Below are 15,184 nucleotides of genomic sequence, written 5' to 3'. Positions count from 1 at the left end.
ACTAGCTTGCTTTCTGGTTGATGTTACGTTCAATTTTTTGTTTGATCATTTTATAGCGCTCACGTGTAGCAGCATCCTGGTGTTTTTCTGATAGCTCGCCCAGGTGCTGCAGGGTTCTGATAAAATACAGATGCAACACTTCGCTGGAATCACTCAAGCCACTTGTAATGTTATTTTTTGCGACCGCTGCAGAAAGATCGTACACGAAGTTTGTCTGCATCAGCATCCTGTAATCATCTACCGGTGCTGCAGGGTTAAAATCTTTAAAAACATAGTGGTCCAGGTCGTTGAACAAATCACTCACTGTATACGCCTCCTTACCCAAATCGTACTCCGCCTGAATCAGGTTGTTGAGCACTTCGGGCGTAATAAATTTCCTCAATGCATCTTGTGTGCTTTTACCCATCTTAATGGTTTCAGACTCTTCGCTGATCTGGTTCATGCGTTTGCTTTGCATCCAGGCTGGCGGGCCATTAAAAAACCAGGAATCCAACAGCGCCATTGCCCGTTGCTGGTCTTTTTTGGACGGATACACTATGCCTATTTCATTGTAGTTTTTAAGCACCGGACGCACAGACTTCCCACCGATGTAGCTAACTACATTGTCGGTATACAATTGATAACTGATCTGGAAAGCTTTAGACAACAGTTTAAAGTTCTTCCAGTCCTCGTCCTTATCTTTCATCGCCGATGTGAGTTTTTCTACCTGTGGGTAAAAGGTCTGCACGTTTTTCATTCCTAGGATGGCGGCTTCGAGCTGATCAGAAGAAACATCACCCCTGCGGGTGTACGGGTCACTTTTATTTTCTTCAAGAAACAACAATTCCGGATCAGAAATCTTCAAAGACGATAGCACCTTTTTCTCTTCAGCGGTATTTTTGAAATTCCTGTATGCCCAGCCAATCGCCAGTTTGTCGTACGCCGACACCCGGGGCATCAAGTCGGCAACGCTCACCTGATCTTCCGGTTGCACCACAAAGTTAAACTGCGTATCGTCTGTAACAGATGAGGTAAAACCATGTTCCTTAAGCCATGCACCAGACCGAAGTTGCGTAGTGGTGTAGGCCGCACTGCCATGTAGGTTAGGCAGCATACCCAGCAGTTCGCCCAATCCCTGGGCGGCTTTCCACTCCATCATCTCGCCACGTACTTCAGGATTGTAGAGGTCCTTCATGATCCGTGGATCTTTAAAGCCACATTTCGCAAAATAAGAAGGGAGCAAATCATTGCTGACATTTACATCGATATTCATTTTTCCGGCAAGAATTTCTCCTGTTCGTGGATCTGTAACCGTGTTTGTAACCAATCCTTTTACAGCATTTCCCCAACGTAACAGTATTTTACCTGCAGATAACCAATTGTCTTTATCATCTGTGGATACGACCAATGGATTTTTTAATCCTGCCGCACGAAAGGCACCATTCCATTGTTCAACCGCTTTTTTTAAGTAAGGAACAAACAGCGAAGGGGTTGTAGGGTCAATAATGACCATAATTTTTTTTGCCTCCAGGTTCCATTTGGTAATTACTTTTACATTTTTAACACCATAAGGGCTCTTACCAAAATCGTTGTAATTAATCGTTTTAAAGCCAATCCGTGGATCTGCTTCCCTTACTTTCACAACGGCGTCAGGCAGGCGCTGAATAACCAGGGTAAGTACAAAAGCCGTAGCTTTATCTATTGCTTTACTACCATTATAGCTTGTACCCGGTATGGTTTGTGTTCGCAATACACTAAATACAACTGCATCGTTCGTGGTTTTCACATCCTGTACACCTGAGCGTGCGGCGTCAGGACTGGTTAAGCCATTTACATCCTTGAACGAGAAAAAATCACCGCCCTCCATCAGCTGCCTGCTGATGTCGATGAGGTAACTCCCTTTTGCCTTTCCAAGGGCAGCAATGGGCATCACAAAACTCACAGGAACCAGACTTGATTTCTGTACAAGCTCTTCAATCCCCTGATTAAAATCTGGCGATACCGCCTCTTTATAAACCTCTCTTGTTACGTTCAGGTTATTGCCTGTGCCTTCGCTAAAGCGGATAACACCTGAAGATTGAGAAATATTATTTGCATAACCACGGGCCACATCTCCGATGATCAGGATATCTTTATTTAAGTTCGCAGGCGAAATTTCCAGGTAGTATTTGGTACCATCCTGATAAACCGGAAATGCACCGGGTGTGATCTTCATGGTATTTTTAAAAAACTTGTCAAATGGTTTCGGATCGCCCGCAGGAGCAGTATCTTTTATTTGTGCTTGTGAAGTGCCGGCCGCTAAAAATGCGCAAAGACCAAGCAGAATTGAATATATATATTTCATTGTGGTGATTATTTAGTGAGGTAGGCATCATTTTTTCCGGTGTTCCAGATCTTAATTATATTGGCTATTGAAACAAGATGGCTTTTAGAAATAAAGTCCGTTTGTTTTGCAGCACCAGCTTCTGCCTGTTTTGCCGTGAGGTACATGAGCTTTGTCATCGTAAAATCTACATTATTAGGAAAGGTTGCAGGCTTGTCTACATGCCCCATAATGGCATTTAAAAAGGAGCGCTGCAGCATCCTGGTGTAGCGGGAAATGGGTTTACCAGTTTCCAGATCTTTAAAGATGTAACGCTGCAAATCGGTAAGAAACTCAGTAGGCGGATACGCCGGGTTGGTGGATATGTTGGCTGCATTTCCCAGTTGGAAATACTTTGCCAATAAGCGGTTGAGCAGATCGGTATAGCCAAGCTCTACTTCTGTTTCAAAGCTTGCATTCGTTTTAGCCATTATATCTTCAGGATACAACCACTTTGGCTCGGTAAACATATAATCATTCAGATAGGCCATGGCCTCTTTTTGTCGCGCGCGGCTAACAGGAACATAACTGTCTTTATTTTCGGCACGTAGTGGATTATCAACTGAAACCCCACCTATGTTTCTCACTACATGTTGCAGGTATTGGTAATAGCGGCCTTTTACTGCGCGGTACATCGACCTTAGGGTAGCATAGTCATCATCGTCGCCCTGCACGGAAGTATTTAAACCGGCCATGATCCTCTTCAGATTTTCGACACCCAGTGCGCTTGCTTTCATGCTGTTGTCGCCGATGTCTTCACTTTGTACCCTTGGGTCATTTTTTTCCTCTTCATCATAATAGAAGAAACGTGGATCTTTTCTCTTTTCCGACACCCAGGCACTAAGGTAATCTGCTACTTGTACGGGTGTTTTTTCTGGCGTGTATTTATAACCCCATTCAATGGCATAATCATCATATACGCCAATAAACGGTAGCAGGTCTTTAGGCGTCATATGATCCTGAGGTTGTGCCGCATAATTGTAGCGCATATAGTCCATTATGGATGGGCCAAAACTATTTTTACGCACAAAATCCCTTTTGCGGATGCTGTCTACCGAATAGGAAGAACTACCGGCAAAATTGTGCCTCAGGCCTAAGGTATGCCCCACTTCATGAGCGATCACATTTTTCATTAACGAGCCCATCAGCTCCTGGCTCATCGGAATCTTAGTTGCCCTGGCATCAGTTGCAGCGCACATAGAGAAATACCAGCGCTGCAGGAGGTCCATGATGTTGTGAAAAACAGCCACATGTGAAGACAAAATCTCTCCGGAACGCGGATCTACCACCTGCGGACCGTAGGCATTGGCCATTTCTGAAGGCTTATAAGAAATATAGGAATACCTTGCATCTTCCATGCTGTAATCCTTATCTTCTTCAGGTGTAGGCGCCAGCTTCCCGGTAATTGCATTTTTGAAACCAATTTTTTCAAAGCTTTTACGCCAGGCATTTACGCCTTCAATAAAGTAAGGAACGAGGTAGGCAGGCGTATTTCGATCAATGTAAAACACGATCGGTTTTGCAGGTTCTACCAGTTCGCCATTTTTGAATTTTTGCAGGTCCTCTGGTTTTGGCTCTATACGCCATCTGTTGGCAACTGTTAGAAATTCATCTCTTTCCGGGTTAAGGTCATAGTTTCTTAATCCGGTTAAAAAATACCCTATCCGTTTATCACCATACCGGTGTGCCATCGGAACTTCTGGCAGTAAAAACCAGGAGGCGCCAACTTCCCACATGGTGGGATTTGACTCTTGCTTTTTTGGTGCAGTACCCGGGGCGCCTGCTGCTTCCGGCGCTGCCGCACCTTCCGAATAACTTTTGATAGAACGGAAAACAATGTTGTTTTCAAATGCGCTTACACCGAGGATTTTGGACTTCTGCGCTTCGAAACCACCAAGTTTTAGGTCTGTAGCGGCTCCTTTTAAGGAGAAAAAATCATTGTCGCCGGCAAACATAGAAGTGATATCGATCACGGAACTCGACTTTCCCGCAGCCACTACATCAAAGGCGAGCAGACTGGGTACCAATCTTGATTTAACGACATTAAAATATAAACCAACAGTATCATTGGCCTGTACAAATTCAGGAATGATCAGATTTAACTTGCCATTAGTTCCTTTGGTAAACCGGATCACCCGGTCGTTTACGGCATCGCCTGCGAAGCCAAAACGCATCGCCGGGTTTCTTTTACGTTGTGCTGAACCACGGATAATGGTGATACTGGTAAGGATGTCTCTGCCCAGCAGTTGATCGGGAATTTCGATGTAATATTTATCGTCCTGTGCGTAAACATTGAACATCCCTTTATAGGCCTTGGCAGCGGGTTTAATAAAGGTACCGATATCCGGCACCTTTATTTCTGATTGCGCATGTGTACATACTACAGTAGTAAGCAATAGCGCGAGGCCAAGGAACAATTTTCTTATCATAGATTTCATTCGTGTGTTTTTTAAATCTTTTAGAGGCCTCTGGTAGCGTTGCCGATCAACTGAAGATCAACACCATATTCACTGATAAAATAGTTTCTAACGATATTATACCGCCTTTTTATATGGCCTGCAGTATCTTTTGTAGTATTAAGTATTCCGGCTGGGGTGCTGTCTGTATTTGCTACCGAAGCGTTTAACTGCGGAGTAGAATAAGTAACCATCGCAGTGATATAGGCATTCCAGTCTGACTGGGCTGAAATGTTTGAGGTACCCATAATTATTCCCCTGCTATACGCTTGGGCAAGGGTCGCTACGTTGCTCATGTAATCAGCACTACTGGCGAAGTCTGAAGTTGGTGCACATAATCCCCTGGCAAAAATGCTTTGCATGAAGATTAGATTCACCTTATAAATAAAGGCCCGCTGCTCAGCGGTAGTCATGGAGCTTACAGTTGCATCCCCATAATTTACCTGAATGTTATCGTAATTGTAAAAAGCCGCTACTTTTTTTGTTCCTTTCGAAGCAGTATATACTGGCGTAAAAACATAGGTGGTAAAAACAGAATCAACCTTTTTGCAAAGCATGATCTTTACCGGGAGAAACTGTTTGAGAAATTTATCTGTGTAAAAATCAAACCACTTACTTTTGATCAGTGCCAGTTGAGTTGCCACGTATGCCGGGTCTGACTGTTCCACTTCTGCCCCGGAAGACCACGTGCCGTTCGTTGCCACCGGTTTTTTAAAGCCGGTTGGTGTCCAATACACATCCTTTTCAGAGAATTTGTATAACATATATGTGCCGTAAGCATTATAATAGCTTACTATTGTCTGATCAAATGCATTATTTCCTTGAGGAACTTTATAAGTATCATCTATACCAGAGGGTGTGAGTTGCTCTTCGGCTTTTTTGCAAGAGGCGATCATAATTGCCACCATTAGGGCAAATAAGATTAACAAGTTTTGTTTCATCATTTTTTGATTTTCGTAAATGATTGTTATTACGGGTTTTGAGAAAGATCCGGGTTATTATTCAAAGCGTTAAACGGAATCGGGAGCGCATAAAGCGAACTGTTTGCAGGCAGGGTATAAACAGTAGATACACCGTCAGCGCCGGTGAAGTTATGCGTCACCGGAATGGCCCATCTTCTGATATCTTGCCATCTGGAGCTATTCTCTAAAGCCATCTCCCTTCTGCGTTCAAGCTGATAAAAATTTAAAAGAGCCTGTCCGTCCGTAATTGATACCGGGATATATGCCGTATTTCTGGTATCATAGCGATTACTTCTTAAGTAGTTAAGGTCAGAAAGGGCCTTCGTACGATCTGCATCATTCCCTGTTTGGATAAATCGCCTAATTAATGCTTCTGCTCTGTTGAGGTATACCTCCGACACCCGAAACCCAGTACTTCCACCAACCGAATTCGCAGAAGATTTCGCCGATGCATACGGTACAGAACCATTCTTTGTAAAATACATCTGATAGCGTAAATCTCCGTAATTTGAACTGTTCGGTCCTTGTTCATAAAGTGAAGTTAAAGCCGGCGATGCACTAAATGGCGGTAAAGCTCCTGTAGTTAAAGGTGCAAAATACGTCCCATCTAATCTGGAATTCCCTCCATGCACCCATAAAACTTCTATGTTCCCGGGATCGAAAATACCCGTGCCTGAAATCACATTAGTGCCCGTGAAAAATGAAGTAAGTGATGTTAGCGTGCTCTTTTCTGCCAACACCAGCTCCGCATAACGAATTACTTTATCCAAATCTTCACTCCTACCTTTTAACAGATAGAATCTTGATAAAAATGCGTTCGCTGCCGGAGCTCCTATCCGGTATGGTGTGGTTACTATAGCATTAGCCTTCAAAAGATCAGCAGCTTCCAGCAGATCCTTTTCAATCTGGTCATAAGTTTGTTTCAGTGTCGGACGTGAAAGTCCACCATCCCTGATTTGACTGCTTAAAATCAGCGGAACGCCTAACGCTGTTTCCGGATTGACACCATTACCACTAAACGGCAAACTGTATGTGGTAACCAATTTAAAGAGGTAATATGATCTTAAAAATAAGCATTGTCCTTTGATAAAATTCTTTGCTTGCTCTGTTCCCGAAACATTAGCCAGCTGATCGAGTACAACATTACATCCTTTAATTTTACTATAACAGATCTCATAAAAATTCGCCCCGGTTGGTATTATACTGCCGGCATCAAACATTGTCGGATTAAATGTGAACATGGCTGTACCATTGTTAAAAGGCGTAACATAATTGGAAACAGGCACTCCATTAACATTCGCAAGTCCGTTACTTTGTACATCATCGGTCAACAAATCCAGATTATCAATTCTCGAGAGATAGGGATAGGCATCGCTATACATTAACGCTGTAAGATCATCAGTTGTACTGGGACGCATCTCGTCCTGACTATATTCTGTTAAAAATTTTTTGCATGAACCTAATACTGAACTCAACAATATCAGGGAATATATCATAAGCTTTTTCATATGTATGTTATAAACTTAAGTTCAAATTAAAGGTAAATGTTCTGGTTCTTGGTTGCTGTCCGGTAGCCACTTCTGCATCAAGGCCATTAAAATCCTTACTATTAATGGCAAAAACATTCGATACACCCGCACCGATATTAATGTTCTTGGTTTTCAATCTTTGGACGATAGAAGCGGGAAGCGTATAACTCAAATTGATATTATTGCAACGTAATGCAGTGGCACTTACCACACGGGCGGTACTATAATTGTACATTTCAAATGGTGTTGGCGAAACCCCGCCAGAACTACTTGTTCTTCCCGGTAAAGTCACTGAAGGAACTGAACTATCGGGTAATCGCGGTACGCTACCATTTGGATTAGATATAGACCAGCGGTCTAACAACTGACGTGATAAGTTCTGATATTCTGTAGGAAGGTTATTCACGAGCGTGTACAGTGGAGACAGGAATTTCTTGCCACCAACCTGCAGATAAAAACTCGAGCTTATTGTTAACATCTTATAACGAAAATTCATACCCAAACCAGATATAAAGTCAGGGTCTAGCTTACCTACATACTCCATGTAAGATGTTGGATCTTTAGGGTCAGCATTTGGGTTCACAGAAAGGTCAAAAGTTGGATACCCGTTCGTCGGATCTATTCCTGTATTTTTGAAAGCATAAAGTGCAGATACTGGTCTACCAAGCGCAGTTAACGACCCGGTAACCGCCGTTCTCCAGCTAACAAGCTGAGGACTCACTTTTACAACACTGTTTATATTCTTTGAAGTATTCAGTGTAACATTCCAGCTAAAATTTTTAGTGCGTACCGGAACAAAGCTAGCCGCAACTTCATAACCTTTATTGTTGATGGCCCCACCATTAACAAGCGTATTGGTAACCCCATATTCTAAAGGCACGCTCAAACTGGTAATCAATTCGCGACCACGTTTATTGTAATACTCGAATGATCCGGATACCTTATTGTTAAAAAAACTAAAATTAAGGCCTAAATTCATGCTTGAATTTTGCTCCCATCTCAGATCTCCATACGGTAAAGAGCTGATGGTTAATAAACTTTCCCCCGTATAGGTATCGGTACCGCTGGAGGTTGCACCTGTAGGTGTTTTAATAATCAGATCGGGACTTACATTAGCTGCAATGTTTCTTTGATAGCCAAAGGTACCGCTAACGCTCAGGTCAGATAGCCAATATGATTTTTTAAACCATTTTTCATTGGCAACGTTCCATTTCAAACCTCCAGCCCAAACCGGATTAAATTTTTCACCTGTAAACTGTCCGAATCGGTTTGAGCGATCATTCCTTATGCTGGCATTTACTACGTAACGGCTATCAAATGTATAGCTCGAGGTCAGGTAAAGTCCCATGGTATTCACCAGTCGGTCCGTCACTCTCGGAGAAAATTTGGTCGGAAAATCGCTGATCGTAGTGATTGTACCTACTGAAAAAGTAGTTGGCAAAGTTGCGAATGACTTCCCCCGGTCTCTCAGGTACCCTAAAGTGGTGTTAGTATAGCCAAGATATTTTGTGCTGCTTAGCTCATGGCCAAACATAAAGTTAACTACGTGTTTCTGGTTAAATACCTTACTATAGGATAAGCTATTTCTCCAATTCCATACATTACTAGTTCCCTGGTCAATATTATATTCGCCCCCAACCGGCAATTTACTTTGCTTATAACCCGCATCTGTAGGTTTAAAAGCACCATAGTTATAATTTCTATGTACGCGGGCCACATATTCTGATTGCTCCGTTGCATAAGATTCGCCTACTGTAGAACTTGAACTGTAGCTAAACAGGGATTGGAAATTCAAACCATTGATAATCTTATAATTGGTATTAATAAATGTATTTACGGTCAATACCTTATTGCTATTACCTGTCTGACTGCTTTCATTGAGAATATTATAAGCGAAACCAGAAGCATTCGGATAATAGACCAGACTTCCGTCTGGATTGGTGGCCCTTATCGCCCGGTTTGTACCTTTAGCATAGCCATATGGATCTACCTGGTAAAAAGCGTTGACCTGGTTCCTTGAAGCCGAAAGGCTGGCATCAATTGTTATTTTACTGGAAAGCTGAGTATTAACAGAAATTTTTCCGGTTATCCCGGTAGCATCATTTCCTCTCGCCGTACCGGATGAGTTGTTATATCCAAAAGAGGAATAATAGCGTGTATTGGGACTGCCTCCTGAAATACTGACGTTATGCCCATGGCTAAATGGTACGCGATAAAGTAAATCGAACCAATCAGTATTAACTGTTTCCAGATCATTCACTCTCGCGTTAAATTCATCTGCAGATATTGATTTCTTAAATAAGTAATCATTCAAAGCACCCGCATAGCCCACTGTACTGTTAACATAGGTTGCAGTAAGGCCATTGGTAAATATTTCCCTGGATACGGCTACCCGTTCTTTAGAATTCATCAGATTCAATTTGTCCGCAGTCACTTTTTCGGTGGTACTGAAATTTGTTGAATAGCTGATTACCGGCGGACCAACCCGGCCTTTTTTAGTCGTAATCACAATTACGCCATTTCCGGCCCTTATACCGTATATTGCTGTGGCAGAGGCATCTTTTAATACCGTAACATTTTCAATGTCCATTGGATTTAACCAACGGATTGAATTACCTACAAAGTTTCTGATATAATCTATATTATCAGAATTTATTTCACCATTAACATTCAGACTTTGCGCCTTAAATGGCAGTGGTTCTTCCTGAATCACCCCATCAACCACCCATATTGGCTCCTGCGAACCGGATAAGGTAGAAGTTCCACGCACACGTACCGTCTGTTTGGTTCCGGTAAGGCCACTGGTATTGGTCACTACCAAACCTGCAATTTTGCCCTGTAGCGCCTGCTCAATGGTATTTACGCCGTTTAAATATAAATCTTTAGCGTTTATTGTTGCTGTAGACCCTACCACGTCAGATTTTTTCAGCGTCTGATATCCTGTTACCACCATTTCTTCCATTTCTTTCACGGCTTCTGTAAGGGTTACATTTAAGTTCTTGAGGTTGTTTACAGCGATCTGTCTGGACTGCATACCGATGTAAGAAAAAATCAGCATGGCTCCTTTTTCGTCCAATACTTCAATCCAGTAACGCCCCTCTTTGTCAGTTACTGCCCTTCCACTTGTTTCCTTAGATAATACGGTTACGCCTGGCATCGGCCGACCATCCGGGCTGGTTACCTGCCCGGCTATTGAACGGGTTTTCATGGACACTGAAACTGATGAACTCTGGAGATTTTCCAAAGCTTCCTTCTGCTTCACAATAATGGTTTTATTTTGAATAGAATAACTCAAGGGCTGATCTTTAAAACAAGCTGCCAGGGCATTTTCTAATGGTGCATTTTTTAAATTGATGGTTACAGGTTTTGCTTCACTGATATGCCTGGAGGTGTATACGAAATCGTATCCCGTTTGTTTTCTGATTTCCTTGAAAACATCAACTATTTTGGCATTACTTTTTGAAATAGTAACAGTTTGTGCTTTACTGCTACCTAACTGAAAGACAAAAATGGCAAACAAAAGCATTGCTGCTTTCATTATAAAGCCCATATTTTGCCTGGAACGACAAGCACGTGGCTTATCGTCCATTGAAATGGATTTTTTCATACATTTGAATGGAATACCATTTGCGGGCGCAATGGTATCCTGGTTGGTTTGGTTGTTTGGTTTAGTTGAATATCAATCTTCATTTTTACCGCTCCAAATTTACTTCCGGGGGTGCTTCGTAACACCTCCGGTTCTTTTCAGAACGTGTTTGGGTACAATTTATGGCATTACGATTACCCTCCTTCCTTCAATTTTGAAATGTACTCCACCGGTTTCTTCAAGCGATGAAAGTACATCATGCAAGGGTTTATTTCTGGAGAAGGCCCCACCGAAACTTTCTTTGGTAACCGGCCCATTGTAAACTACTTCTACATTATACCACCTGGCAATATCCTGCATAATCGGTTCTATCCCCTCATTGGTAAACTGAAAATTTCCGTTCTTCCAGGCAATGGCCTCTTCTACGTCAACCTTATTCACGTTTATAAGGCCATTTAGGGCAGTTGCCTGCTCGCCGGGAACTAATTTTCTGGTAGTATTGCCATCAACAACCCTTACACTGCCCTCAAGCAATGTTGTTTTAAGTGATGCTTCGTTGGTGTAAGCCCTTACATTAAAATGGGTGCCCAGCACCTCGATAGATTTATTGTTAACGGTAATGATAAAAGGCTTCCGTTGTTTAACACCATGAACAGATGTGTTTACCTTTGCAACCTCAAAGTAAGCCTCGCCCTGTAGCTTCAAACGCCGCTCCGGGTTTGATGAAAAGTTTGCAGCCAGCAAAATACTACTTGATGCATTAAGCCAAACCTTAGTACCATCTGGCAGTTCTACCTGGTAAGTACCTCCGTTTGGTGTTCTAATCTCCATTTCTTTAGTTACCGCACTGGTTTTGTCTAAAGCAATGCCACTTCCATCGATATATTCCAGGTCAGCAGAATCAATTTTTAAACCGAGCTTACTGCTACTTAACTGCAAAATTTTACCGTTTGATAGCTTCAAAGTGGCCATATTCGTTCCCGGCAAAATCTCGGTCTTAGTTTTTCCAGGCGCAATGAGCAAGCTGAACCAACCAGACTGGTAGGCCAGGTAGCCAAAAACGACCATAAGGATGGCTGCTGCACTTGTAAACCAGATGGGAAAAAGTTTAGATTTTAAAGGTTTTATTTTTTCATCTCGAAGCCCAGCGCTTATTTTGGAATAAAGACTTTTTTCCAGCTCATCAAAGCCGGTATACCCGGTTTCCCGAAGATCGAGCTCTTCATCATTAAAAGAAGAATACCATTGCTCGTAGAAGACCTTTTCTTCTTGCGTAGCTGTTCCTTTTTGCCACTTATAGGCAATTTCGGATATCAAGTAGGTTTTGTCGCATTGATTCAATGTGTGCTGGTTTAGCATATAGTCACACCAATAAGGCCTTACCCTACATTGAATTTAAAATAAATTTTAGCGTGTGTTTAAATTTTAAATAAAATCATTTTGTATGTCAGTCTGAGCATAGTCGAAAACCATTTAAACGCATTAATAAAGCAATCGAATACGCTACCATAAACAGAATCCATTAGTACGGTCGTCATTCCCGCTCAGGCCTATCGTGTGGACATTTCTTTTTTAAGTATTTTTAGGCGTTTTGCTAACCAACTTTAATAAAGCACGGATTTTAACCAAGGACGCTGTCAATCCCAAGAGCCGGGGAAATCAAAAAAACAGGTACACAACAGTAAAAATGGCACTAACAAACCTGAAACGCAGTGGTTTTGTGTTCATAACCAATGATTCAATTTTAAAAAATATTGAACACAAAACGAAGTGTCACTGTTTTTTTGATGCGCGTGAGATTGTGCAAAAGGCTCATTGCTGGATTGACAAAGCGCTTTGGGTACTTTGGCGCTCCAAAGTACCATGCCCCGCGGCATAGAGCGATAGAAGAATGTGATGATTAATTGTGTCCACACGATAGGCGCAGGCGGGAACCACACTTGCTCAGCGAAGCTAATCTTAAAGCGCATGCATTATCCAAAAAAATCTGTCTTTTATATTGATTTTTATGAAATCAATTATTCCTCACGGTAACAACAAAAGGCCATTTAACATTTGTTGTAAAAATTTAAACAGGCTTTTATTTTGATAGCAGATACAAAATTAATGGCAATCCCGCGCCTAATTTATCCTTCAAAATTTTAAGCGCCCTGGTAATGTGGGCTTCAACTGTTTTTTCTGATATATCCAATTCTTCGGCTATTGCTGTATTTGATTTGTAGCCTTCCCTGCTCATTTTGAAAATCAGGCGGCATTTAACCGGAAGCTCATTAATATGTTTATCTAATTCCTGCCTCAGTTCACGTTCAGAAAACCATAGTTCCGTAGTGTCGATCCCCTGTTCCGGAATGTCCTCAAGCGAATTTCTTTTCTCCGCATTAAAATATCCCCTGCTTTGTTTGTTAATCACCTGATATTTTGTTGCTGCACTGAGGTAGGTATGAAGGCTATACCTGATCTGCAGATTGGAACGCCGTTTCCAAAGACTTAAAAACACTTCCTGCACCACTTCTTCCGCTTCAGCCTGGTTAGCCAGGCGATGATACGCTACAGAGAATACTTTATCCCAAAACCTACGGTACACCTCGGTAAATGCGCCTTGATCACCATTTTGTAAATGGGAAATTAGCTGGGTATCCGTAAAAGATTCATAGCTACTCATGGCCTTAGGGAAAGTTTTGCCAAATTAAGTTATAAAACATCAAAAACCAACATAGATACCTGTTATTTAGACAAATTAGGATACAGGCGATAAACTAATCAGAATACTTCACACTATAATCTTTACCTTTTTCTATCGTAACTTCATACAAACCTTTAGAAACCTCTTTTACTTTTACAACTGGTTTTGTTTTACTTTTTATCTTCAATTTGCCTGTTCCTGTTGGAGAAGAAACTTTAATTTCTTTCTTGCTGCAAAACACAGAAATATCACCATTAGCCGTTAGCACTTTACCTTCCATCCATGCTAAACCACCTAAATTGGGATCGATGGTATAGTTCTCGTAACCTGTGCTGGTTGGTTGAACCCCTTCTGGTCTAAGTACTATTGGTTCGTGCAATTGGTAAAAACCTTTGCCCATTATAATTCGAATACCACCTTTGATTGATGCATCGTTTAAGCGTCTTAATTCGCGTACTTTACGTATGGCTGCGTGAAGCGTTGCCAGAGGTTTTTCTTTAGTGCCCAAACTGGTATCAGATCCATTTATTGATACGTAAATATCTGTTGCACTTGCATAAAACACAATAACGACGAAAGAATCAAGAGGCCAAAAAACGGCTTGAATGGTTGGTTCGTAGAGGCAAGAACCAAGGCATAGCTACACCGCCACGGTTACGTGTCTCCACGTACCGACGGGCTATAAAAACTATAAATTTTTCTCAAAAAGCATTTCATTATATTTATACTATTTCGGTTGAAAAATTGATTTCAGGTAGCTGGTATTGCCGGTGAAATTATATTTTACGTTTGTAGGTTGTTTGGCATCGCGGCTTCGTTCTACCACCAGCCAACCACTCCAGCCCAAATCATCAAGTGTCTCTTTTACTTTATGAAGATCGATTTTCGGATCATTTTGTAACCAAAGTCCATCTTCATTGGTCGCATGAATTTGAATGATGTTTTTCTTTCCTAAAATCCTGAGTTCATCGTGTAAATCTCTTCCATTCTTTATCGCATTAGAGAAATTGAAATAACTTTTAACATGTTTGCAATCAATATCTTTTAACAGTTGTAATTCTCCTTTTGCATCTAAAGCACTTTCAATTCCAATTGTAATTCCGGCTTTGGCAGCCATTTTTCCAGCAACTTTTAACCGCTCTACAATAGGTTCGCGCAGGTCTGGATTTTTAGTTAAATCACCTTGAATACCCAATGGAAGAAAGACTACTTTAATATTCATTGCTTTAGCAGTATCTAAACAGTCCTGAATCATTTTCTGATAAGTTGGTCGTTTGGCAAATGATTGCGCATAAAAACCAGTCATCGCTAAGGAACAGATTTCGAGATTTAATTCTTTTGCCTTATCCAGGTACTCCTGTCTGATTTTTGGATCCGCCAGTTTATTGTCGAAGGTTTCACGATTGCCCAAGCCACCCATGTCAATTTCCAGTCCATCGGCACCGATTTCTTTAGCAAGCGGCAAAGCACTGATTTTCTGACGCTTCAGAATCATTAGATCAATGACGGCAACTTTAAAACGATTCTTTTTCTCTGCAGCTAAAAGCAATTGACCGGGAATCATTAAACCACCTGTTAACAAGGCCATGCTACCAATAAAAGATCTTCTATTTTGATGTTGCATATC

9 protein-coding genes are annotated in these 15,184 nt (G+C 41.6%); all 9 read right to left on the bottom strand.

Translation table 11 applies throughout. From position 1 onward, the window contains the following. Position 1: 1 nt before the first annotated feature. Positions 2-2,323 carry a zinc-dependent metalloprotease gene (locus IM793_RS06475; protein ID WP_193420265.1) on the bottom strand — a complete coding sequence of 774 codons (2,322 nt, stop codon included), beginning with the start codon at positions 2,321-2,323 and terminating at the stop codon, positions 2-4. Positions 2,324-2,331: 8 nt separating this feature from the next. After that, entirely contained in the window at positions 2,332-4,779 is a 2,448-nt protein-coding gene (locus tag IM793_RS06470; protein WP_193420264.1) for a zinc-dependent metalloprotease, read from the bottom strand. A gap of 20 nt (positions 4,780-4,799) precedes the next feature. Continuing rightward, on the bottom strand, positions 4,800-5,741 hold the full coding sequence (locus tag IM793_RS06465; RefSeq protein WP_193420263.1) for a putative zinc-binding metallopeptidase: 942 nt from the start codon (positions 5,739-5,741) through the stop codon (positions 4,800-4,802). A gap of 26 nt (positions 5,742-5,767) precedes the next feature. Further along, positions 5,768-7,267: a RagB/SusD family nutrient uptake outer membrane protein gene (locus tag IM793_RS06460; RefSeq protein WP_193420262.1), complete on the bottom strand. Its 1,500-nt coding sequence runs from the start codon at positions 7,265-7,267 to the stop codon at positions 5,768-5,770. A 7-nt stretch (positions 7,268-7,274) separates the two neighbouring features. Further along, positions 7,275-10,895, bottom strand: a complete 3,621-nt coding sequence (locus tag IM793_RS06455) for a SusC/RagA family TonB-linked outer membrane protein (protein ID WP_227256159.1) — start codon at positions 10,893-10,895, stop codon at positions 7,275-7,277. A 159-nt stretch (positions 10,896-11,054) separates the two neighbouring features. Continuing rightward, positions 11,055-12,215, bottom strand: a complete 1,161-nt coding sequence (locus tag IM793_RS06450; protein WP_193420261.1) for a FecR family protein — start codon at positions 12,213-12,215, stop codon at positions 11,055-11,057. A gap of 739 nt (positions 12,216-12,954) precedes the next feature. Next, on the bottom strand, positions 12,955-13,536 hold the full coding sequence (locus tag IM793_RS06445; protein WP_193420260.1) for an RNA polymerase sigma factor: 582 nt from the start codon (positions 13,534-13,536) through the stop codon (positions 12,955-12,957). A gap of 94 nt (positions 13,537-13,630) precedes the next feature. Then, the gene (locus IM793_RS06440) at positions 13,631-14,122 is read right to left on the bottom strand and encodes a hypothetical protein (RefSeq protein WP_193420259.1); all 492 of its coding nucleotides are present in this window, start codon (positions 14,120-14,122) and stop codon (positions 13,631-13,633) included. 162 nt (positions 14,123-14,284) lie between these two features. Next, positions 14,285-15,181, bottom strand: a complete 897-nt coding sequence (locus IM793_RS06435; protein ID WP_193420258.1) for a sugar phosphate isomerase/epimerase — start codon at positions 15,179-15,181, stop codon at positions 14,285-14,287. Positions 15,182-15,184: the final 3 nt, after the last annotated feature.

This window comes from Pedobacter sp. MR2016-19 (assembly GCF_014947265.1).
Taxonomy (GTDB): domain Bacteria; phylum Bacteroidota; class Bacteroidia; order Sphingobacteriales; family Sphingobacteriaceae; genus Pedobacter.
Note: the sequence above shows the minus strand (reverse complement) of the source record. Positions and strands in the feature narration are given on the sequence as shown.